The sequence below is a fragment of the Leclercia sp. CFBP8987 genome, assembly GCF_034044995.2.
In the GTDB taxonomy this organism is placed as follows: Bacteria; Pseudomonadota; Gammaproteobacteria; order Enterobacterales; family Enterobacteriaceae; genus Enterobacter; species Enterobacter tamurae.
In genome coordinates this window covers 3,424,750-3,447,739 of sequence record NZ_CM188255.1, presented here as the reverse complement: position 1 = coordinate 3,447,739, position 22,990 = coordinate 3,424,750, and the positions used below count along the sequence as shown (strand labels likewise).

The 22,990-nt window shown below is 59.2% G+C and carries 16 protein-coding genes; 8 read left to right on the top strand and 8 right to left on the bottom strand.

The window, feature by feature from the left end; all coding sequences use genetic code 11:
- Nucleotides 1–96 precede the first annotated feature (96 nt).
- Nucleotides 97–1,062, top strand: a complete 966-nt coding sequence (gene glk / locus SOM40_RS16600) for a glucokinase (RefSeq protein WP_312080191.1) — start codon at nucleotides 97–99, stop codon at nucleotides 1,060–1,062.
- Nucleotides 1,063–1,103: 41 nt separating this feature from the next.
- Here glk and SOM40_RS16595 read toward each other — a convergent pair whose 3' ends face one another.
- Nucleotides 1,104–1,841, bottom strand: a complete 738-nt coding sequence (locus SOM40_RS16595) for a LytR/AlgR family response regulator transcription factor (protein WP_320530372.1) — start codon at nucleotides 1,839–1,841, stop codon at nucleotides 1,104–1,106.
- Nucleotides 1,842–1,844: 3 nt separating this feature from the next.
- Nucleotides 1,845–3,551 (bottom strand): sensor histidine kinase, encoded by a 1,707-nt coding sequence (locus SOM40_RS16590; protein WP_166183240.1) that lies wholly within the window; start codon nucleotides 3,549–3,551, stop codon nucleotides 1,845–1,847.
- Between the two features lie 29 nt (nucleotides 3,552–3,580).
- Between SOM40_RS16590 and SOM40_RS16585 the strand changes: the two genes are divergently transcribed.
- Nucleotides 3,581–3,811, top strand: coding sequence for a hypothetical protein (locus SOM40_RS16585; protein ID WP_225758318.1), 231 nt, complete (start codon nucleotides 3,581–3,583; stop codon nucleotides 3,809–3,811).
- A 126-nt stretch (nucleotides 3,812–3,937) separates the two neighbouring features.
- Nucleotides 3,938–5,167, top strand: coding sequence for an alanine transaminase (gene alaC, locus SOM40_RS16580; RefSeq protein WP_106994688.1), 1,230 nt, complete (start codon nucleotides 3,938–3,940; stop codon nucleotides 5,165–5,167).
- 62 nt (nucleotides 5,168–5,229) lie between these two features.
- Here alaC and SOM40_RS16575 read toward each other — a convergent pair whose 3' ends face one another.
- The 6 genes from SOM40_RS16575 to SOM40_RS16550 all read right to left on the bottom strand — a co-directional run bounded on the left by SOM40_RS16575 (nucleotide 5,230) and on the right by SOM40_RS16550 (nucleotide 12,931).
- Nucleotides 5,230–5,289, bottom strand: coding sequence for a hypothetical protein (locus SOM40_RS16575; protein WP_223610505.1), 60 nt, complete (start codon nucleotides 5,287–5,289; stop codon nucleotides 5,230–5,232).
- A gap of 373 nt (nucleotides 5,290–5,662) precedes the next feature.
- Nucleotides 5,663–6,583, bottom strand: a complete 921-nt coding sequence (gene lpxP / locus SOM40_RS16570; RefSeq protein WP_207630124.1) for a kdo(2)-lipid IV(A) palmitoleoyltransferase — start codon at nucleotides 6,581–6,583, stop codon at nucleotides 5,663–5,665.
- 238 nt (nucleotides 6,584–6,821) lie between these two features.
- Entirely contained in the window at nucleotides 6,822–8,267 is a 1,446-nt protein-coding gene (locus tag SOM40_RS16565) for a hypothetical protein (RefSeq protein WP_320530371.1), read from the bottom strand.
- Nucleotides 8,264–8,614: a hypothetical protein gene (locus SOM40_RS16560; protein ID WP_320530370.1), complete on the bottom strand. Its 351-nt coding sequence runs from the start codon at nucleotides 8,612–8,614 to the stop codon at nucleotides 8,264–8,266. Before SOM40_RS16560 ends, SOM40_RS16565 begins: the two co-directional genes overlap by 4 nt.
- 68 nt (nucleotides 8,615–8,682) lie before the next feature.
- Nucleotides 8,683–12,042 (bottom strand): CapA family protein, encoded by a 3,360-nt coding sequence (locus SOM40_RS16555; protein ID WP_320530369.1) that lies wholly within the window; start codon nucleotides 12,040–12,042, stop codon nucleotides 8,683–8,685.
- A 10-nt stretch (nucleotides 12,043–12,052) separates the two neighbouring features.
- Nucleotides 12,053–12,931, bottom strand: coding sequence for an alpha/beta fold hydrolase (locus SOM40_RS16550; protein WP_501050320.1), 879 nt, complete (start codon nucleotides 12,929–12,931; stop codon nucleotides 12,053–12,055).
- A gap of 128 nt (nucleotides 12,932–13,059) precedes the next feature.
- On the opposite strand from SOM40_RS16550, the gene SOM40_RS16545 reads away from it, so the two are divergent.
- From SOM40_RS16545 to SOM40_RS16525, 5 genes are all read left to right on the top strand, one after another.
- Nucleotides 13,060–14,721, top strand: a complete 1,662-nt coding sequence (locus tag SOM40_RS16545) for a Mur ligase (RefSeq protein ID WP_414672280.1) — start codon at nucleotides 13,060–13,062, stop codon at nucleotides 14,719–14,721.
- A gap of 9 nt (nucleotides 14,722–14,730) precedes the next feature.
- Nucleotides 14,731–15,426 carry a cysteine protease LapG gene (gene lapG / locus SOM40_RS16540; RefSeq protein ID WP_166183224.1) on the top strand — a complete coding sequence of 232 codons (696 nt, stop codon included), beginning with the start codon at nucleotides 14,731–14,733 and terminating at the stop codon, nucleotides 15,424–15,426.
- 9 nt (nucleotides 15,427–15,435) lie between these two features.
- The gene (gene lapD, locus SOM40_RS16535) at nucleotides 15,436–17,382 is read left to right on the top strand and encodes a cyclic di-GMP receptor LapD (protein WP_320530367.1); all 1,947 of its coding nucleotides are present in this window, start codon (nucleotides 15,436–15,438) and stop codon (nucleotides 17,380–17,382) included.
- A gap of 26 nt (nucleotides 17,383–17,408) precedes the next feature.
- Nucleotides 17,409–17,750, top strand: a complete 342-nt coding sequence (locus SOM40_RS16530; protein WP_106994696.1) for a tryptophan synthase subunit beta — start codon at nucleotides 17,409–17,411, stop codon at nucleotides 17,748–17,750.
- Nucleotides 17,751–18,017: 267 nt separating this feature from the next.
- Nucleotides 18,018–22,946, top strand: coding sequence for a hypothetical protein (locus SOM40_RS16525; protein WP_320530366.1), 4,929 nt, complete (start codon nucleotides 18,018–18,020; stop codon nucleotides 22,944–22,946).
- Nucleotides 22,947–22,990 lie beyond the last annotated feature (44 nt).

Sequence of the window (22,990 nt, the reverse complement as noted above, 5' to 3'; positions counted from 1 at the left end):
ATCCTGGGGTGCTTTTATTCAGGCCGTTGTTGTTATCGGGCCTTGAATTTAGAGTGTGCCAAAGAGTTATTTTGACTTTAGCGGAGCAGTAGAAGAATGACAAAGTATGCTTTGGTAGGAGATGTAGGAGGCACTAACGCGCGTCTGGCGTTATGTGACGTCAATACGGGGGAGATCTCCCGCGCCAAAACCTATTCCGGGCTGGATTATCCCAGCCTTGAAGCGGTGGTTCGTGTCTATCTGACCGAGCATGATGTCAGCGTGGAGGATGGCAGTATCGCTATTGCCTGCCCGATTACCGGTGACTGGGTGGCGATGACCAACCACACCTGGGCCTTTTCCACGGCGGAGATGAAAGCGAACCTCGGGTTTGCGCATCTGGAAATTATTAACGACTTTACTGCGGTGTCGATGGCGATCCCGATGTTAAAGCCGGAGCATCTGATCCAGTTCGGCGGCACCCAGCCGGTGGAAGGTAAACCGATCGCCGTCTATGGCGCCGGCACCGGGCTGGGCGTCTCGCATCTGGTGCACGTCGACAAGCGCTGGATCAGCCTGCCAGGGGAAGGTGGCCACGTCGATTTCGCGCCGAACAGCGAAGAAGAGGGCATTATCCTCGAAGAGCTGCGCGCAGAACTGGGCCACGTGTCGGCGGAGCGCGTGCTCTCTGGCCCTGGGCTGGTGAATCTCTACCGGGCGATCGTGAAGTCCGACGGGCGACTGCCGGAAAACCTGCAGCCGAAAGACGTGACCGAACGTGCGCTGGAAGACAGCTGCACCGACTGTCGTCGCGCGCTGTCGTTGTTCTGCGTGATCATGGGGCGGTTTGGCGGCAACCTGGCGCTGAATCTGAGCACCTTTGGCGGGGTTTATATCGCGGGCGGCATTGTGCCGCGCTTCCTCGACTTCTTTAAATCCTCCGGTTTCCGCGGCGGCTTTGAAGACAAGGGCCGCTTCCGCGACTACGTCCGCGATATCCCGGTATACCTGATTGTCCATGACAACCCGGGCCTGCTGGGCGCGGGCGCGCATCTGCGTCAGACCCTGGGACAGGTGCTGTAATCCTTCCTCCCCGGTGAACGTCCGTTCGCCGGGGACCATCCTCACAGGTGCATCAGCTGGCGAAACTCTTTCACCTTGCTGCGACTCACCGGCACCTGAAAATCCAGATCCTTCAGCCGCAAAATGTAGGTGTTGTTAAACCAGGGCTCGATCTCGCGGATCTTATGCAGGTTGACGCAAAATGAGCGGTGGCAGCGGAAAAAATGGCTGGTCGGCAGCTTGCCGCAGAATTCGGTGATGTTCATCGGCATCACAAACGACTCGCGACGGGTATAGACAAAGGTCATCTTCTCATGCGCTTCGGCGTAGTAGATATCGTCCACCGGCGTCACGATGATGCGCTCATCCTTGATCAAATTGATGGTGTCATTTTCGCGCGTGATCGGCGAGGCGGCGACCTGTCCCGCGCCGGATTGCTGCTGCCAGGCTTGCTCAAGCTTTTGCAGCATACTGACGATCCGCGACTCCTGATACGGCTTGAGAATATAGTCGAAGGCTTCCAGCTCGAAGGCCTCCACCGCATGCTCTTTCCACGCGGTGACAAAGACGATAAAGGGCTTGCTGGCAAACTGACTGATGTTTTGCGCCAGCAGCACGCCGTCCAGCGACGGAATATTGATATCCAGAAAAATGGCGTCGACCCTGTTGTGCTGAAGATATTTCAGCACGTCCAGCCCGTCCTCAAAGGTGCCGACGATCTCCATCTGGCTATGTTCTTTGATAAGCCAGCTCAGCTCCTGTTGCGCGAGTATTTCATCTTCCACAATGATGACTTTCATGGGTCACTCTCTCCAGGGCGATAACAACGTCTGCGCATGAACGGGAGACCGTTCATTGGGCACATAAAAAGCGATCTCGGTGCCCGGCTCCAGGCGGCGAATGTGCAGCCCTTCACCATAAAGCAGCTTAACGCGGTGATGAACATTCAGCAGACCAATTTTATTACCGGGCATCTCGTTTGACTCCACCCGCTCAATCACCTGGGGATCGATACCGTGGCCGGTATCGCGTACCGCCACCCGCACGCGGTTGCCGCACTCCGCCACGCTTATCGTCACCACGCCTTTGCCCTTGCGCGGCTGAATGCCGTGAACAATGGCATTCTCCACCAGCGGCTGGATCAGCAGGCTCGGGATGACGCAGTTCACCTCTTCATCAATGTCATAGATGACGGTGAGCTTATCGCCAAAGCGCGCCTGCTCGATGGCGATGTAATCCTTAATCTGGTAGAGCTCTTTTTTGATGTCGATCTGCTCATCATCCTTCAGCTCAATGTTGTAGCGCAAATAGCGCGACAGATTGAAGATCAGCTGCCGGGCGGTGTCCGGATTGAGGCGGATCGACGAGGAGATGGCATTCAGGGCATTGAACAGGAAATGGGGATTGATTTTACTCTGCAGCGCGCGCAGCTCGGCTTTGTTAGCCATCTCCCGCAGCTGCTCGGCACGGGACACCTCCAGCTGGGTGGAGATAATCTGCGACAGCCCGACCGCCATCTCCTGCAGGGAGGAGGTAATCTGGTGGGCGTGGCAGTAGTAAATTTTTAGCGTGCCGGTAACGACCCCTTTTTCCCACAGCGGGATCACCAGCATGGAGTGGATCTCCGGGGTGCGGTGGGCTTCATCGTTATTCTTGATGATGATTTTGCCATCGCTGATGGCCTGGCGGGTGGTGGGGCTGACGGTATCGTCATTATCCCGGTAGTTATGCTCCCCCACGCCCACGTAGGCCAGCACCCGATTAATATTGGTAATGGCCACCGCATCGGCGTGAATGTCGGTGCGGATGATGTCGCACACCTGACGCAGGGATTCGACATTAATATCGCGAAACAGCGGCAGGGTTTTATTGGCAATATCCAGCGCCAGCTTGGCCTGACGGGCGGCGCTGGCCTCTTTTTCGCCCTCCACGCTCTGTACCAGCAGCACGATAAAGCCCACGCAGACGCTGCCGAGGATCATCGGGATGCCGATTTTCGACACTATATCCAGCCCAAGCTCAATGGTCGGTGCCCAGGCCACCACCAGGATCATGGTGAGAGTTTCGCAGATCATCCCGGCGATAATGCCCGCCCGCCAGTGCTGCTTTTTGGGAACCTTACGGTTGATCCAGCCCGACAGCACGCCCGCGATGATGCTGGTGATCAGGCAGGGGATCGCCGTCACGCCGCCGATATCGATCAGGTAACGGTGGGTCCCGGCGATGACGCCGGTGATGATCCCGACCCAGGGGCCAAACAGGATCCCGCCGGACATCACGGCAATTACGCGCACGTTGACCAGGGAGCCCTCCACCGGCACCCCGGACCAGGTGCTGAACAGGGCAAACATTGAGAAAATGGCGGTCACGGCCAGCAGCTCGCGCGGCGAGTGGGCCGATTTATGCAGCAGCTCGCGGAACAGGCGGATACGGATCAGGAAGAACAGGCAAATCAGCATTAATGCCGCGCGATCGAAGACCGCCAGCAGCATATCGAATATTTCGTGCACGGGATGACCTGGGCAAACGGGAAACAACCATGATAAAAAACCTGACGCCCAATGACCAGTTATCCGTCAGTTTTATCAAATGGGGAGAAGGCGCACTTTTCAAAGGGGATAGTGTCAGGTTGACCTGCCAGGTGCGCTTACGAGAAAACCCACCCGAAAGTCGTAAATCTATTGATATTAAAGTGTTAATAAAATGGCATCAGAAATGCCGCTATTCATTTTTACTTCCCATTTTAGTCGCAGCAGAGTTCCCGTTTTAGCGCTACGTCTTTTTTTATTTTTCCCCTCTCGACAAGCCGAATTTTTTCGGGTTATTTTCTAAGCACGCCACACATCGTGGCGACGTCGCTCGGACGGTCCGGGCGCTAACGTTATCTGAGGTATCTATGGCTGATTCCAGTCCTGAACGCCGTTTTTCGCGTATCGATCGTCTCCCCCCGTATGTTTTTAATATTACCGCTGAACTGAAAATGGCTGCGCGTCGGCGCGGCGAAGACATTATTGATTTCAGTATGGGCAACCCGGACGGTGCTACGCCGCCCCATATCGTGGAAAAGCTCTGCACGGTCGCCCAGCGCCCGGATACGCATGGCTACTCCACCTCCAAAGGGATCCCCCGTTTACGCCGCGCCATCTCGCGCTGGTATCAGGACCGCTATCAGGTTGAGATCGATCCCGAGAGTGAAGCCATCGTCACCATCGGTTCGAAAGAGGGGCTAGCGCATCTGATGCTGGCCACGCTGGATCATGGCGACACGGTGCTGGTGCCGAACCCCAGCTACCCAATTCATATTTACGGCGCGGTCATCGCCGGGGCGCAGGTACGCTCTGTGCCGCTGGTGGAAGGCGTCGACTTTTTCAACGAGCTGGAGCGCGCTATCCGCGAAAGCTATCCGAAGCCGAAGATGATGATCCTCGGCTTCCCCTCCAACCCGACCGCCCAGTGTGTCGAACTCGATTTCTTTGAGAAGGTGGTGGCCCTGGCGAAGCGCTACGACGTGCTGGTGGTACATGATCTGGCCTACGCCGATATCGTCTATGACGGCTGGAAAGCCCCGTCGATTATGCAGGTTCCCGGCGCGCGCGACGTGGCGGTGGAGTTCTTCACCCTGTCGAAAAGCTACAACATGGCGGGCTGGCGCATCGGCTTTATGGTCGGCAACAAGACGCTGGTGAATGCCCTGGCGCGCATCAAGAGCTACCATGACTACGGCACCTTTACGCCACTGCAGGTGGCGGCCATTGCTGCTCTGGAAGGGGATCAGCAGTGCGTGAAGGATATCGCCGCACAGTACAAACGCCGTCGCGATGTGCTGGTCAAAGGGCTGCATGAGGCGGGCTGGATGGTTGAGATGCCGAAAGCCTCCATGTACGTCTGGGCAAAAATCCCGGACGCCTATGCAGGGATGGGCTCGCTGGAGTTCGCCAAGAAACTGCTGCAGGACGCGAAAGTCTGCGTCTCACCGGGGGTGGGCTTTGGCGAATATGGTGATACGCACGTGCGTTTCGCGCTGATTGAGAACAGCGACCGTATTCGCCAGGCGGTGAGGGGGATCAAGAGTATGTTCCGGGCCGACGGGCTGTTGCCGCAGGGGACAAAATCCGCGTCTGAGTAAGCCAGTCAATAAGCATAAAAAAACAGGCGCCAGTGGCGCCTGTTTTTTTGCATTTTCTTTGCTCAGTTCATCATCAGGGCAAAGGTGCCGACCCAGGCGAACACAATAACTGAAAAACCCATAAAGAAATATTTCACGTTCATCGCTCCGCGTATATCGTGATACGCATTAAATTCAGAGTCCAACTGAGTATAGAGAGGTGAAGTCAGGCCAGAGCGGAAATGAGAATTATCCCCGTTTTGACATCGACTCCAGCTCAGAATTCTGTGCTTTCAGGTAGCCAGACGGCGCTAATGTACGCTTAAATTTCAGGGGTGACAAGAGGGGTTTTTTTAAATACTTTCCGCGACTTACGAGTGTCGTGGAACGGCGACAGTTTAATTTCCCAGGGTAATAAATGGCCCTTGAGCAACATAGCGTGCTAACGATAAATCAGGGTGATTACAGGTTATTGAAAAGGCTAGTTTCAAGGCGAAACTAACCTTTAGCAGAGGGTTAACGGTAGAGGGAGGGTTCGCCTTCAGGACGGGTTTTGAAGCGGCGATGCACCCATAAATACTGTTCAGGTGCACGCATGATCTCTTTCTCGATCACCTGGTTGATATACGCCGCGGCGGCCACCTCTTCCTCAGGGTAATTTTCCAGTTCCGGCATAATAAACAGGCGATAGCCGCTGCTATCGTTTTTTCTTACCATCGTCACGGTCAGCATTACCGATTTAGACAGGCGTGAAATCACGAATGTGCCGTTGGTGGTGGCGACCTCTTTTACCGCGAAGAACGGGGCGAAGCTGCTGCCATTGCGGCCATAATCCTGATCGGGGGCAAACCATACCGCTTCCCCTTTTTTCAGGGCGCCAACCAGTCCGCGTAAATTATTCCGGCTGATCATCGCTTTATTGGAGCGCATACGACCGCGGGTCTGCACCCACTCCATCAGCAGGCTGTTGTGCGGTCGATAGGTGGCCATCATCGGCTGGCATAACCCCATCACGCGACCGCCCAGCTCCAGCGACATAAAGTGCACGCCGATCACCATTACGCCGCGGTGTTTAGCCTGCGCGCGCTGTAAATTTTCCAGACCTTCCACATCGAACCACTTGCGTACCCGATGGTCCGGCCAGAACCAGGCCATTCCGGTTTCCAGTAACGCCATGCCGATGGATTTAAAATTCTCAGTAATCAGATGCTCGCGCTCTTCGGGCGACAGGGCCGGAAAACAGAGTTCGAGGTTTCTGCGGCCGATAGATTCCCGGCGTTTAAGAAAACGACGCGAGAGGCTACCGAGGGTGGAGCCCAACCAGAGCAGCGCCGGGTAGGGGAGTTGTACGAGCAGCCACAAGACGCCCAGACCAAACCACGTAAACCAGTAACGGGGATGCAAGAGGGCGAGTGTGAATTTGCATTGAGACAAGATAAAACGACCTTTTTGAAGAGTGTGGAGGTAGCGCCAGACGGGCGATACGCCGTACTGTTTTTATGACCCGTCTTAATATTAATGGTTCCAGGTGGTTACCGTACAGGTCAACTGGTCTGATAATGCGTGTCGCCGCGTGGCGGCGTAATGTAGCACTGAATATATCTTAACGGCTATCACAACTTCACGCTTGAAAAACCAGCAAAAAACAGGCCTGTTTATTGTCCTGGAAAAGACCTTACTTATCACGCGTTTCGTAGCCAAAATCAAAGTCCATCAACAGATTCTGGCGTAGGGCGTGGTTTAACGGATAGCTGTAACTTTGCCCGATGCTGACCGCATGAATGACCCGCAGCAGCGCGCCGCCGCTCAGTGACGAGGACGCCCCGGTAATCGCCACGTCCGCACCCTGTAACCCATGACGCAAGGCATGATAGGCCGGAGAGGCCGTGATGCTGTTATTCATCACGCTGAACATCCCCAGCAGCAGGCAAATCAACAGCACCGGAAAGAGTAGCGCATGGCGGTTGAGCAGGCGAACCGGACGCCACGAGGTGATATACAGCAGGGCCGCACTCAGGGGGAGCAGCAGCAGATAGAGCAGTTTTGCCAGATGGGTAAGCGCGCCGAGCAGTGAGAACATCAGCGCAATCGGCGGAACAATCACCGCCCGCGCCGCATCCTCTCCCGCTTTTTCATTCGCACCGCCTGGGCCATAGCTGGCCAGCGCGGCCTGCAGATGGGGGAGCTGCTGTTGCACGGCGTAATCAAGATGGGGTGCCTGCAGCTCAAGGGCAAACTGCTTAAGGGCGTCATCTTTGGGGTATTCAGAGCGAACCCGGCTTTGAGGGGGAAGCGCCAGCGTTTCACGCAGCCTGCTCTGCACCACGTCCAGCATGAAAAACGCCTCCCAGTCGAGTCGGGCAGGGATCATCGCCTCGTGATAACGCACGTTTTTCTGCGTCACGCTGGAATAGTCGAGATAGTCCTTATAAATGTCCGCACGCGCCGCCAGCCAGGCTTTGTAATAGCCGAGGATCCCTCCCTCCTGGACGCTGATGCTGTCGCGCAGGTTCTGCGCCGTCTCGCTTTCCAGCAGCGGGTGATAGCGGCTGACCGAGCTCATCAGCAGCGGCAGCATCGCCAGAAATGCTTTCCCCGAGGGGCTGGTCCAGGTCTGCCGCTGCCCGCCGTCTTCATCCAGCGGGATCCCCTCCAGCGTCTGGTGCCCGTCAATCAAGGATTGCTGGTAGAGCTGTGCCAGCAGCGATTTCTGACGAAATTCGCCGGTACTTTGCGCGACCTGCTGTTCAATCACGCGTTCCACCGTCTGCCAGGTCACCACGCCGGTGAGCAGGCAGAGCGAAAACACCATGCTTGCCACGTACAGCGGGGGAAAATCGATGCCGCGTTTTTTCAGTCGGACGTTGCCTGCCAGCACCAGTTGAAGCACCAGCAGGGCCGCAGCAATAGCGGTTAACGCCCGGCCATAGCGTTCCATACTGTGGATGTCCTCGGGGGTGGAGAGACTTCCCACCAGATCGAGCAGGCGCGAGTTAAATGCCAGCTCGCAGATGAGGTAGGTGAGGGTGATGATAATCACCAGACCGTTTTGCCAGAGAGGCAGGGTCGGGCGCCTGATATCAGGCTGGCTGCTCAGTTCACCGATGGCGCGTTCGGTCATGATTTCAGCTCCAGACTCGTCTGACGGCTTATCGCCGGTTGCCAGATCTGCTCGGGCAACGAATTATCCAGCACCGGCATCGCTCTGGGCTGACGTTGTTCTGCGGCTTTGTTCGGCGGGCGTTTTTTCGCTTTCACCGGCGGCGCCTCCTCTGGCGCTACGCTCCAGGGTTCCGGCGCGCGCTGCACGGGCATCGCCGGGGGCGGAATGTACGCGGGGCGGTAGTATTTTTGCACCGGTCGTCCCCGGCTGGCGGTATTGTCCCCGGAAGAGCATCCGCTGACCCCCAGGAGTAGCATGAACAGCATAAGCCCGCAGCGGGGTATGTTTTGCAGTGGCACGCTCATCAATGTGTCCTGACCCTGTATCACAGCGGCGTTATGGTCAGTATGTATTCGCCCTCAACATTCACGCCTCATAATTTTTTAGTATTCATGGCGGGCCCCTCATCTGAAGTCATGAGACCGAAGCGGCTGTCCAGGGTCATGGTCAGCATATATTCGCCGTCCACGTTGACGGCACGCCAGGCCGCGCAGTGCTCGCCAATTGCCATTCCCTGCAATTTCAGCTGGGCGATCAGATCGGCAAACTCAGCCTCGTTAACCGGGCGCGGCTGCCAGAAGGTCCGTTTGTTGTCGGTAAAAATTGGCAGGAGTTGGATCTGCGGTATCGAATGACCGAGCAGCAGGCGGACGATAAACCCGTATGCGGGCATGCCACGCTCCCGGTATTCGCCGTTGCTGTTAAACACGGCGTTGCCAATGCTGTAGACCACCAGGCTCTCGTCCAGCCGGGCGGCATCGCCCGCCATATGCGGCCCGGAACCAATGATGAGATCGGCCCCGGCCTCGCTCAGGCGCTTCGCCTGTGCCCGCTGTCCGGCGGTGGTCCAGCGGTAGTCCAGCCCCCAGTGGGCGAGCACGATGGTGGTGGCCGGACGGGCGCTGGCTTTCTCCTGTCGCAGCTGTTCGATGAGCCCGCCGCTCAGGCAGGCGACGCCCGCGCGGCGCGGCCGGGCGTAGAAGGCGCACTCCTGCTCCATATAGCGGCGATACCAGTAGGCGCTGAAAATCTTGTACTGCCTGCCACCCACCGTCAGCACCAGCGGGGCATGCGCCTGCTGAGCATTGAGTCCGGCCCCGATGCAGGCGATCCCGCCCTCGCGAAACGCCGCCAGGGTGCTGTGCAGACCCGGCAACCCGGCATCCATGGCGTGATTGTTACCCAGCGCTACCGCGTCGATGCCCTGTTTGCGCAGGGCGGCAACCGAGGCGGTCGGATCTCCGATCAGACAGAAGGGTTTGCGGCCCTCCAGACTGGCGCTCAGGTCGGTTGTCAGGGCCGCTTCGAAGTTGGCGAGGGTAAAGTCGCTGCCGCGCAGCAGCGGGGCGATCGCCGCAAAACTGTGGTCATACCCGTGGCGCTGGAGGGCGTCATCCATCCCGCGCGCCTGGCGCCGGCGGGTGTACCACTCGCCAAAATAGGTGTCCCCCAGCAGGGTGAGGGTGGCGGCTGGCTTTTCGATCTGCCGGACGACTGACGCCGGTGCGGGCGGTCGGCCTTCGGCCCGGGCCAGCAGTTCATCCAGCAGATAGTCGAGATGGAAGGCGTCATTTGCTCCGGCGGCGCAGGCCAGCCACAGCTCACCCGCTACCCACTGCAGCGCGACGCCCCAGCGCCCGGCACCGAACTGCCCCCAGGCGCTGCCGTCACTGTGCAGGTTGCCGGTTTTACGGTACACCCGCTCGCCGATCGCCGCCTCATACTCCCCCAGCCACGGCAACAGGTGCGGGTAGCGCAGATGGAAATGGCGCATCAGCCGGGCAATATCGCCCAGCGTGGTGCGCTGTCCCGGGTGCGGGCGGCCGGAGACGTTATTGAGATGGGTGTGGTGCATGCCCAGTGTGGCGCTCAGCGCCCGGAGCTGTTTCAGCGCCTCTGCGCTGCTGCCCGCCAGCAACTCCGCGAGGTGAATAGCGGCATCGCAGGCGGTATGGATCAGCATCCCCTGCACCAGCGATTTTACCGTTGCCGTGCTACCCCGGGGCAGGCCGAGCGTCGGGTTGCCCTCCAGGATGGCGGCGGCAATGTTGCGCACCTTTACCGGGGTATCGAGAGTGATTTTTTTTGCCAGCAGACGATCCGCCATGCAGCAGGTCAGTAGCAGCTGGCTGAGATACGTCGGCGCAAAGACGCTGCCGCTCAGCTGAGATACCCGCTGTTCGCCGGTGGAGAGATTGATCAGCAGGCGCGCGGTTTGCCCTTTCCCGAGCGCAGGCGGGGCGGCGAATCGGGCTTTCAGCAGGCCGGCGACCCGCTTAAAGTCGGAATTGCGCGCGCTGCCTTTGACCAGCACGATATCGCCGTCGCGCAACGTCGGGGCTACGGCCTCCACCAGCGCCTCTGCGGTAAGGAAATGACCGCCGCGAACGCCGTCCGGCAGGGCATCGTGCAGGGTCGCCATCTCCTCGCCGTGCAAAAATGCCTGCTGGCAGTCCGCCGCCAGCAGGGGCTCTGCCAGCGCGCGGTGGATCGCCCCGGACTGCTCGCCGAGGTTGACGATCCGCCCCAGCAGGGCAATGACCCGGCCACCGCCGTCGCGGGCACGCTGCGCCGCCACCTCAAAGGCGTTGAGCATCGACAGGTATTCGGCGTTGTAGCTGTCGTCAATCAGGGTAACGGCACCACCGTCCGGCAGCGGCAGCGCGGTAATGCCCATATGTTGGCCGTCGCCGCGCCAGGCCTCCAGGCTGGTGATACTCTGCGCCACGCCGACGCCCAGCAGCTCGGCGGCAATCAGCGCCGCCACCGAGTTAAGCGCGCCACCCTTATCGGGCACCGCCAGCCGGTAACGCAGGGTCTGGTTGCGGAAGAGAAGGGTAATCTGGCTCCCGTGCACGTCCGGAGTAAACGCCGTGATGCGCACGTCGGCGGCGGCGTCGAAACCGTAGCTGATGATGCGGGCGCCGTCCCGGAGGACGCTCTCTGCCACGCGGTCATACATGGCCATGTCGCGGTTGAGAATGGCGTAGCCGCCCGGAATCAGACCCTGGCTGATGCGGGCTTTAAAGCGCGCCACATCCTCGAGAGAGGTGACGTTTTTCCCCACCTGGGTGATGCCGACTTCGGTCACGATGACGATATGCGGCTTGATACGTAGGCCGATCCCGCCGTTGCGCATCCACAGGGCCGAGATTGCCACCTCCATTACCACTGACTGCGGGTTGCAGGCGGTACGGGCCAGCGTGACCAATGCCCCTGTACGGGTGTTGTGGTTGCCGCGGCTCGCCACCACCGACATGCGGGGTGCAAGAATGCTGTCCAGCATCGCTTTGGTCGTGGTTTTCCCAACCGTACCGGTGATCGCCACCACTTTGCCGTCCAGCCGTCGCCGGGCCTCTTCCGCCAGCCTCTGCAGCGCCTGATAGCTGTTGCCCACCACCAGTTGGGGAAAGTCGGGAGGCAGATCCTCAAGGCGTCGCTGGACGATCGCCCCACAGTAGCGGGAGGCGTGGCGCGAAAGCGACAGATGGGTATCGTTCCAGCCCGCGTAAATCCCGGTATTGCCGGAGCCCTTGAGCCAAGTGTCGGTATCCATGGCAATAAACAGGCAGGGGCGGGTGGCGTGCGCCTTGTCGTGAAAAAGGGCAATGTCGTCGGCACGCCAGTCCGCATCCGGACGATTATGCCAGATGCCGCCGGACAGTTTTTCGAGGTCGGCGGCCGTCCATCCCGGTGCGTCAGCGTGGCGTGGGCGGAGTGATGTCTGGCTCATGGTTCTGTCCTTACAGTTTTGGGGTATGCCCGCGCTGCGGACAAAGCTTAATGGCGTTGATCGCGGCATTACCCAGCAGATCGTGGGACTCCGGCGGAGCGGCGGGACGTTCGAGCAGCATTACCCGGTGGCCATGCTCGCGCAGCGCAGCGGCAAAGCGCGCCTGCAGATCGAACGGGGTGTTGCGATCCTGCGGGTTGCCGATCACCAGGATCAGCCGCAGGGGATCGGCGGCGATCCCGCTAATATGATCGAGCGGGTCCCAGGGATGAGGCAATCCCGTGCCGTCCAGCGCGGGGGCGGGGGGCGCATTGCGCTGCTGGCGCATACGCTGCGCCCGCTCCAGCAGCCCCCAGGCACCGGAGGTCAGCACCGCGCAGTCGATATCCCGCCGACCGGTAGCCAGCAGCGCCGAGGCGGCAGTGGCTCCGCCGCTGTGTCCGCTGAGGATAAAACGCTGAATACCGTATCGGGCTTTGATGGCGTCGAGGGTTGCCGCGATCGCCTGAAACTCTTCCGCCTGGCGGCGGCGGTAGTGGTTGCCGCTGGAGCCGTAGGTGCCGGGACGAGCGATAATAATCGTCGGCAATCCGGTCTGGCGCAGCATGGCCCGGGCCTGACGGCGCTGAGCGTTGGCGGTATTGCCGGGAATAGCGTCCGGGGATCGTTTAATCTGCGCGACCCGGTCGCCTTTCAGTACCACCAGTGCCAGGGGGGCGTCACGCAGCGTGCCCGCGCTGAAATAGCGCATGCAGGCTTCGCCGCTCGGGTACTGCACCCAGGCGGCGTCGTTGCTGGTTGGACAGTATTGTCGGCTGGGCGGTTGGTTCCACAGCAGGGGCGTCTCAGCGTAAGCGAAAACGCTTATCAGCAGCAGAAATCCTGACACACACCATCGACTCACAACACCGCCCCGGGGAAACAACAGACATACAGAATACACAACTTGTCATACATAATGGTATCATCGGTTAAGATTTTTCTGACAGGGTGCCTCTGGCGTTTTCAGGAGTTAACATGCCGCTCAGCGACTTACTTGCGCAAACCCGCCCGGCGATGGAATTGCTGGACGTTGCGCCTAAACCGTCGATTTGCCCCACCTGGGCGATCTTTTTTAGTGCCTCCGACAGTCAACGCCGTGCCCACATTGTGCAGGGTTGCGGCGACACCTTTGAACAGGCCTGGCAGCAGGGGGCGCAGGCGCTACAGGCGTGGCAACAGCAGAGCGGCACTGACGTCTGTTGGCTGCGGGTTGACCTTGTCGATAAGGTGGAGGCATTGCGCTGGGACTCGCTGGAAGCCCGACTCGGCAAAACCAAGCGTAACTATTTTCGCTATGGCCTGAGCCTCGATCCGGCGTTTCGCTACGCCATGCTGGAGCAGGAGATTGCCGCTAACGCGCTGCTCTACCACGGTGACCACGGCGTCGCCACGCCGAATGCCAACAACCTGGCCCATTTCTCCCGCCGCCGCTTCGGGGCGGTGCTGAACTGGCCCGAACAGCCTGACCAGACGCTCTGGCGCTTCACCACCCGGGCGCTGTTTTGCGACGGCGAGCAGTTGCTGCCCATCGAATCGACCGGGCGTAACAGCGGCTATCGCCAGCTCTCCGACTGGCAGGCGACGGCCCTGGAGCCGATGATCGCCTCGGCCACCGACTATCTGGCGCGCCAGATCACTGCTACCGGGCGCTACCACTACGGCTGGTTTCCCTGCTTCGATCGTGCCATTCCGACCTATAACGCCCTGCGTCACGCCAGCTCAACCTATGCCCTGCTTGAAGGCTGGGAAGTCACGCGCGAGCCAGAGCAGTTCGCGGCCATCGAGCGGGCGCTAAACGACCTCTGCACCAGCTTCATTCGCACCTATACCCTGCCGGATGGCAGCGAGGCCGATTTCCTGGTGGATACCGGGGATGAGATCAAGCTTGGCGGCAACGCGGTGTGCATCCTGGCGATGGCGAAATACAGCAAGCTGACCGGGGATAACCGCTACCTGGCGCAGATGGCGCGGCTGGCGAACGGGATCGGCTTTATGCAGGATCCGCAGACCGGCGGGTTTGTGCATGTGCTGAATGCCGGGGGTCTCTCTCTCAAGGCGGCGCACCGCATTATCTATTACGACGGCGAAGCAGCCTTCGCGCTGATGCGCCTTTACGGCCTGACGAAGGCCCCGCGCTGGCTGGAGATGGTCGAGCGAGCGATGGATCACTTTATCGAACAGAAGCACTGGCAGGCCCACGATCACTGGCTCAGCTACTGCGTCAACGAGCTGACGCTCTACCGGCCGCTGGAGCGTTACTATCAGTTTGGGCTGGATAACGTGCGCGACCACCTCGACTTTGTCCAGAACCGGGTTACCACCTATCCCACGCTGCTGGAGCTGATGATGGCGGCATCAAAGATGATCGCCCGGCTTGAGACCTCGCCGCATAAGCACCTGCTGGCCGGCTTCGATATGAACGTGTTCAATCAGGCGCTGGAGACCCGCGCCCGCTATCTGGCGAATGGCTTTTTCTGGCCGGAACTGGCGATGTTCTTTAAAAATCCGCCGCGGATCGTCGGCAGCTTTTTTATTCGTCACCACAGCTATCGGGTGCGGATCGACGACGTCGAGCACTACCTCTCTGGCTATGTCGCGTATCGCCAACGCTGGCGCGCCCGGTCAGACGAGCAGTAAGCCGCCTCTATGCGACCTCTTCGCTCCCTCATATCAGTGCGTTGTCGACGTTGGTTGTCGCTCTGGCTGGTGGCATTGCTGGTTATCTCGCCAGGGCTCGGTGCCGGGTGGGATTTCAGCGCCATCAGCACCCGCACCGAGCGGCTGTATGGCCCGGCCACCCCCGCCGCCCGACAGCGGATCGCTGAGTGGGCGGCCTTGCTTAACACCCCGTCGCAGGGCACGATCCAGGACAAGTTAAAGCAGGTTAATCAGTTTTTTAACGCCAGAATGGCTTTTCGGGATGATATCGTCGTCTGGAAGCAGCAGGATTACTGGGCAACGCCGATTGAATTTCTGCGTAAAGGGGCAGGGGACTGCGAGGACTTTGCGCTGGCGAAATATTTCACCCTGCGTGAAATGGGCGTGCCCGCGAACCAGTTACGTATTACCTATGTAAAAGCACTCGAACTGAATCAGGCGCACATGGTGGTGACATGGTATTCCACCCCCACAGCGATCCCGCTGGTTCTGGATAATCTGAAAACCGCCATCCTGCCGGCCACCCAGCGTACGGACCTGCTTCCGGTCTACGCGTTTAACGGCGAAGGGCTCTGGCTGCCGCAGTCCGGCGGCAACAAACGCGTGGGCGACAGCAAACGGCTCTCCCGCTGGCAGGATCTTCTCACCCGCATGCGTGCAGAAGGATTTGAAATTAATGAATAGGATAGGGCCATGTCTCTTTATAAACAGCTACTGATCGGCATCTGTTTATTTACGTTTGTCATTTTCTGCGGCAACTTCGTGGTAACCCTTGAGAGTTCCCGCGAGCAGTACCGCAATCAGCTCAGCGCCCACGCGCAGGATGCGGCGACGGCGCTGGGGCTGTCGCTGACCACCCATATCGATGACCCGACCATGACCGAGCTAATGGTCAACTCCATCTTCGACAGCGGTTATTTCTATCGCATTCGCGTGATCGACATTAAGACCAATAAACCGATCATCGAGCGCAGCGATGTACCCCAGAATACCCGCGTTCCGCAGTGGTTCGTGCGGCTGGTGCACCTCAGCCCCGGTGAAGGCGACGCCATTGTGATGCGCGGCTGGACACAGGCCGCCCGGGTCGAGGTGGTCAGCCATCCGATGTTCGCCCTGGCCCGCCTGTGGAACAGCATTGTCGCCAGCTTTTTGTGGTTGACCGGCTGTAGCCTGCTGTTCCTGCTCGCCGCCACCCTGCTGTTACGGCGTATGCTGCGCCCGCTTAACTATATCGTCGACCAGGCGATGGCGATCACCCGCCGTGAGTTTCTCAATGTATCGGCCTTACCGAAGACCCCGGAGCTGCGGCGGGTGGTTGAGGCCACCAACATGATGGTGACCCAGCTTAAGGTGTTATTCAGCGATCAGGCCCGGCGCACCGAATCCCTGCGTCAGGAGGCCTATCACGACAGTCTGACCGGGCTGAGCAACCGTCGGGCGTTTGATATGCAGCTGCAGTCGCGCCTGAGCGATGAAGAGAACCCTGCCGGACACATCATGCTGCTGCGGGTCCAGGATCTGATGGGTCTCAACCAGCGTCTGGGCGGGGCGAAATCCGATCAATTGCTGGTGGCGGTGGCGGATATTCTTACCGGTCTGCAGCGCAACTATTTTCACAACGAAGGCTTTGTCGCCCGCGTGCGTGGCGGGGAGTTCGCTATTATCGCCCCGCTGATGCTGGGACAGGATCTGGATAACCTGAGCAACACCCTCACCACCCAGCTGAAGGCGCTGTCTGAAACCGGCATGAGTGACCTTTCGCCGGTGGCCCACTTCGCGCTGGTGCCTTTTAACGTCGGCGATACCCCGCAGGCGGTGCTGGCGCAGGCGGATCAGGCCCTGGCGAGAGCGGAAACCGAGATGCGCTTCTTTGCCAGCCCCGATACTGCCCCGGCCGGTGAGCGCGAAGAGGATCATCACAGCTGGTACACCCGGCTGGACGCGGTGCTGAGCAATGGTGCCTTCGAGCTCTTTTCGCAGCCGGTGTATGCGTGTAATAACCCGCATGTGGTGCTGCACCATAAGATCCTCGCCCGCATTAAAACCCGGGAGGGTGAGCTGGTGCCGGCGGGACGCTTTATGCCGTGGATCCACCGTCTCGATCTCAGTCGCCGCATGGATATCGTGATGCTCCAGCAGACCCTGCAGGAGCTGGCTAAATCGCCGCGCCCGCTGGCGCTGAGTATCAGCGGTGCCAGCGTGGCTGACGACCAGAGTCTGAATGCTCTCCTGCAACCGCTGAAAGGCGCGCCGCAGCTGGCAGCCTTGCTGACCCTGGAGCTGGATGAGAACGAACTTCCCGACGTCGAACGCGTCAACGTGCTGGTCAGTCGCCTGAAGGCGTTGGGTTGCCGTCTGGGGATCCAGCATTTTGGTGGTCGCTTCCATCTTATTGGCAATTTACCGCAGTGGGGTCTGGCCTGGATTAAAGTCGATGGCAGTTATATTCGTAATATAGACAGCGAAGATGATAAGAAACTGTTTATTGAGGCCATTTACTGGGCAACCCGCCAGATTAATCTTCCCCTTATTGCCGAACGAGTGGAAACAGCTGGGGAACTGGCGATTCTGGAAAACATTGGCCTGCAGGGTGCGATGGGGCGCTATTTCGCTGACGCCAGTACACTGGGTAGAAATTAACCTCACAGAGTGAATGGAGGCTGAAAATGTATTACGTAGAACGCGATACGGAAAGACGAATTATACGGGTGGAGCTGACGCCTTTTACCACCATGACGGAACAGCATGATCTCTGCACCCCCGAGATTGACGAGTGGATGCGCCAGCGAGAAATCCGTGAAGCCACGCTGTATCAACTGCGGCAGAGCGACCTGGAGATGGTGCGTGTGCTGGAGGATTTGATCGAGGTGCTGATGAGCAAAGGCGTCATCACCATTACCGACCTGCCACCGGCCGCGCAGGCGAAGCTCACCAGCCGCGCGCAGGCGCGCCGCTCGCTGAGTGGTCTGGAAGGATTAATCGCGGATGATGACGAGGGGCTTATTTAAGCTGCCTTCATTACCTGACGGATTAATAGGGAGCCATTAGCCTGGCTCCCTGTTTTGATAGTGCATACCTTTTTAGATTCCTATTTATTCATGTCATCAATTAATATAGGGGGCTGACACGGACCTGCATCAATAAATTTCTTATTGAGAGGCGTATCCTTGTCAGCGTTGCACAGCAAATTACTAATACAGATTTAATTCTTTTTTAGCATTCTAAGCCTGAGTAATGGATGAATTGGGCATGTAAAGGATTGAGGGAAACAATATATGAGCGGCGTATCCGGGATCGTCAAAGCAGTAATAGGGCAGGTATTCGCAGTCAGTCCTGACGGCAGCACAAGGTTGCTGACGGAAGGCGACAGGATCCTCGACGGGGAACAAATTCAGACGGGCGCGACTGGCGCGATTACCTTATCGCTGGCGGACGGCAAACAGGTAGATCTGGGCCGTGACAGCCACTGGGACAGCACAGGGCACGTGACCACTGACGCCACGGCGTCCGAGCAGCAGGACGTGGCTGCTATTCAGCAGGCCATTGCCGACGGGCAGGACCCGACGCAGACCCTGGAGGCGCCAGCCGCAGGTCCTCAGCCCGTTAATTCTGGCGGTGAACCAGGCGGCAGCGGCGGCGGGTCGCATACCCACGTCGTGCTCGATTTAACCGCTGAGATTGTTGACCCTGATGCAGGCTACCCGACGACCGGCCTTGATTTCCCCGATGATGAGCCCCCGGAAGAATTAACGCTGCTCGATAGTGATGATTCGGATGCAGATGCGGATGCGGATGCGGATGCGGACGCCGATTCTGATGCTGATGCGGACGCTGATTCCGATTCAGATTCTGACGCCGATGCCGATGCCGATGCCGATGCCGACGCTGACGCGGATGCAGATGCGGATTCCGACGCGGATGCGGACTCCGATTCTGACTCAGATGCGGATGCAGATTCCGACGCCGACGCCGACGCCGATGCGGATGCCGATGCCGATGCCGATGCGGATGCCGATGCAGATGCGGATTCCGATGCAGACGCCGACGCCGATGCCGACGCGGATGCGGATTCCGATTCTGATGCAGACGCTGACGCCGATGCCGATGCCGATGCCGATGCGGATTCTGACGCAGATGCAGATTCTGATGCGGACGCCGATGCTGATGCAGATTCCGACGCAGACGCAGATGCCGATGCCGATGCCGACGCGGATGCCGATTCTGACTCAGATGCGGATGCAGACTCAGATTCTGATGCCGATGCCGATGCCGATGCAGACGCTGATGCAGATGCTGATGCGGATGCCGATGCGGATTCCGATGCAGACGCCGATGCCGACGCGGACTCCGATTCTGACTCAGATGCAGATGCTGATGCGGATTCCGATGCAGACGCCGATGCCGACGCGGATGCTGATGCCGATGCCGATTCTGACTCAGATGCAGATGCCGACGCGGATGCGGACGCCGATTCTGATGCCGATGCCGATGCCGACGCGGATGCGGACTCCGATTCTGACTCAGATGCAGACGCCGACGCGGATGCTGATGCTGATGCGGATGCCGATTCTGATGCGGATGCCGATTCTGATGCCGACGCCGATGCCGACGCAGATGCTGATGCCGATGCAGACTCCGATTCTGATGCCGATGCCGATGCCGATGCCGATGCCGATGCCGACGCGGATGCGGACTCCGATTCTGACTCAGATGCAGACGCCGACGCGGATGCTGATGCGGATGCCGATTCTGATGCGGATGCCGATGCCGATGCCGATGCCGATTCTGACGCCGATGCGGATGCCGATGCGGATGCCGATGCGGATTCCGATGCAGATGCCGATGCAGATGCCGATGCGGATTCCGATGCAGACGCCGATGCCGACGCGGATGCGGATTCCGATTCTGATGCAGACGCTGACGCCGATGCCGATGCCGATGCCGATGCGGATTCTGACGCAGATGCAGATTCTGATGCGGACGCCGATGCTGATGCTGATGCCGATGCAGATTCCGACGCAGACGCAGACGCAGACGCAGATGCCGATGCCGATGCCGATGCCGATGCCGATGCCGACGCTGACGCGGATGCCGATTCTGACTCAGATGCGGATGCAGACTCAGATTCTGATGCCGATGCAGACGCTGATGCAGATGCTGATGCGGATTCCGATGCAGACGCCGATGCCGACGCGGATGCGGACTCCGATTCTGACTCAGATGCAGATGCGGATGCGGATGCAGATGCCGACGCCGACGCGGATGCCGATGCAGATTCTGACGCAGATGCAGATTCTGATGCCGACGCGGATGCCGATGCAGATGCAGATGCGGATGCCGATGCAGATGCCGATGCCGACGCGGATGCGGACTCCGATTCTGACTCAGATGCAGACGCCGACGCGGATGCTGATGCCGATTCTGATGCGGATGCCGATGCCGACGCCGATGCTGATGCAGACGCCGATTCTGATGCTGATGCCGATTCCGACGCGGATGCGGATGCGGATGCGGATGCGGACTCCGACGCTGATGCTGATGCTGATGCTGATGCTGATGCTGATGCTGATGCTGATGCCGATGCCGATGCCGATGCCGATTCTGATGCCGATGCCGATGCCGATGCCGATTCTGACGCCGATGCGGATTCCGATGCAGACGCCGACGCCGATGCCGACGCGGATGCGGATGCTGACTCCGATTCTGACTCAGATACGGATGCCGACGCTGATGCCGATGCAGACGCTGACGCCGATGCCGATTCTGACGCGGATGCGGATGCAGACTCAGATTCTGATGCTGATGCTGATGCGGATGCTGATGCCGATGCCGATGCCGATGCTGATGCAGACGCTGACGCCGATGCCGATTCTGATGCGGATGCCGATTCAGACGCTGATGCCGATGCCGATGCCGACGCGGATGCCGATTCTGATGCTGATGCGGATGCGGACGCCGATGCGGATTCCGATTCTGATGCGGACGCTGATGCGGATGCCGATTCCGACGCGGATGCCGATTCAGACGCTGATGCCGACGCCGACGCCGACGCCGATGCCGACGCGGATGCGGACGCCGACGCGGATGCGGACTCCGATTCTGACTCAGATGCAGATGCGGACGCTGATGCGGATGCTGATGCCGATTCCGACGCGGATGCTGATGCCGATTCCGACGCGGATGCTGATGCCGATTCCGACGCGGATGCGGATGCCGACGCGGATGCTGATTCAGACGCTGATGCCGATGCGGATGCCGACGCGGATGCAGATGCAGATGCCGATGCGGACGCTGACGCGGATGCCGATGCCGATGCCGATGCGGATTCCGATGCAGACGCGGATGCCGATGCTGATGCGGATGCAGATGCAGATTCTGACGCTGATGCAGATGCAGATGCAGATGCAGACTCAGATTCTGATGCTGATGCTGATGCTGATGCGGACGCCGACGCCGATGCAGATTCTGACGCCGATGCGGATTCAGATGCGGACGCTGACGCAGATACCGATGCGGATGCAGATTCCGATGCTGATGCCGATGCGGACGCTGACGCGGATGCCGATTCTGATGCAGACGCAGACGCAGACGCAGACGCAGACGCAGATGCTGACGCGGATGCCGATGCGGATTCTGATGCAGATGCGGATGCTGATGCCGACGCGGACGCCGATGCGGATGCGGATGCCGATGCTGACGCGGATGCCGACGCAGATGCAGATGCCGATGCAGATGCCGATGCAGACGCCGACGTCAAACTGACCGTTACCGTTACCCCTGGCGATAAGACGACCGAGACGTCAGATGACAAAATCATCCACATCAACGGCGGCAGCGGCGATCCGAACGGGTACGATATCCAGAACGGTGTCATCGTGGCGATCGGCAGTAACGTGCATGTCTGGCTGACCCCGGATAGCCCGGACGGCAAGATTCAGGGCGACTTTGTGCCGAAGGCCGACAGCCCGGATCAGATCCACTACTACACCAGCCAGGGTAACGCCAACGCCAACAATGGCGATAAGACCCATACCGATATCTTTGTGGTGGGTGATCATACTGGTGGCTACTACCAGCAGGGCGACTGGTCGCAGGATCACTATGAATTCCGACCGCTCAACGGCATTACTGGCAACCAGGGCTTACCGCAGAGCAGCGTAGGTAAGGACTATATCTTTGTTCAGGGTAATGAAGCTGACTACACCGTCACCGGTGTCGATCATCCGCAGAACGGCAAAAACAACGACATAGACAACCTGCATGTGGTCGATAACGATACCGGGAAGTCGCCGTTCCAGAGTGCCAACGGCATCGAGGGCGTTGTTTTCGGCGACGGGCCTTCCGGAACGCACGGCGGTAGTACCACCGTCACCACCACGGCCACCCTGAACCTCGACGTGAATCTGGAAAGCTCAGACAGCAGCGACCATCTGACCAGCCTCACGCTGGGGGGCATTCCTGAGAATGCGACCTTTACGGGTAACTACACCAGCGTCAGTTACGACGCGGACAACAAGGTCTACCACCTGACCTTCGATAACGACACCTCGCACTTTACCGGCCAGGTCACTGTTGAACTCCCGAACGGTGAGAGCGATTTCGGTGACATCACGCTGGAAGTAGGCTCTACCGCCGACAATCAGCACCAAAGTGACTTTACCATTGACGGTAAAGAGGGCGGCACCGTCGTCAGCGAAAGCCACGGTGGGGAAGAGCATGCTGATGACGCTGTTGACGACGATCACCCTCTGATGGCCAGCCACAGCGTTGAGGAGAGCCATACCGATCATGACGGCGAGGCGAGCGATAAGCTGTCGCATACCGGCAGCCTGGATGCTGACGATCACGCTGCCTCGTTAATTGATGACGATAATCTGATGCTCAACACCACCGCAGCGCCAACGGCCGATCATGCCGGTGATGCGCTGCTGAACGATGCGCAGAGTGAAACCCTCACTACGCTGCAGAGCGCCGGTCCGGATCAGGACGAGCAGCTGAACTTTAGCGATCTCATTCATGACGAAGAGCATAACGATCTCAGCACCCTGATTCAGGCCGGGCCGCAGAGCGATGCGGCGGATGGCCCAGCGGAGATCGAACATGTTCCCGCTGAAGGTGGCGAGATAGCCGGAACGGAAGGTTACGATGCCGGAAACGAAGCGATGCTGGATAACTTGATCGCCAAACCGGAAGATCACGCCTGATCGGCTGCCGCGCAGAGTGCGGTTGGGCTCTGCGCGGCAACAAC

Bases quoted from the DNA above. Each gene is read 5' to 3' on its own strand.
- lapD (WP_320530367.1), top strand. From the start codon at position 15,436: ATGTCTCTTTATAAACAGCTACTGATCGGCATCTGTTTATTTACGTTT.
- SOM40_RS16560 (WP_320530370.1), bottom strand. From the start codon at position 8,614: ATGAGCGTGCCACTGCAAAACATACCCCGCTGCGGGCTTATGCTGTTC.
- SOM40_RS16565 (WP_320530371.1), bottom strand. From the start codon at position 8,267: ATGACCGAACGCGCCATCGGTGAACTGAGCAGCCAGCCTGATATCAGG.
- SOM40_RS16545 (WP_414672280.1), top strand. From the start codon at position 13,060: ATGCCGCTCAGCGACTTACTTGCGCAAACCCGCCCGGCGATGGAATTG.
- alaC (WP_106994688.1), top strand. From the start codon at position 3,938: ATGGCTGATTCCAGTCCTGAACGCCGTTTTTCGCGTATCGATCGTCTC.
- SOM40_RS16555 (WP_320530369.1), bottom strand. From the start codon at position 12,042: ATGAGCCAGACATCACTCCGCCCACGCCACGCTGACGCACCGGGATGG.
- SOM40_RS16595 (WP_320530372.1), bottom strand. From the start codon at position 1,841: ATGAAAGTCATCATTGTGGAAGATGAAATACTCGCGCAACAGGAGCTG.
- glk (WP_312080191.1), top strand. From the start codon at position 97: ATGACAAAGTATGCTTTGGTAGGAGATGTAGGAGGCACTAACGCGCGT.
- SOM40_RS16585 (WP_225758318.1), top strand. From the start codon at position 3,581: ATGATAAAAAACCTGACGCCCAATGACCAGTTATCCGTCAGTTTTATC.
- SOM40_RS16530 (WP_106994696.1), top strand. From the start codon at position 17,409: ATGTATTACGTAGAACGCGATACGGAAAGACGAATTATACGGGTGGAG.
- lapG (WP_166183224.1), top strand. From the start codon at position 14,731: ATGCGACCTCTTCGCTCCCTCATATCAGTGCGTTGTCGACGTTGGTTG.
- SOM40_RS16525 (WP_320530366.1), top strand. From the start codon at position 18,018: ATGAGCGGCGTATCCGGGATCGTCAAAGCAGTAATAGGGCAGGTATTC.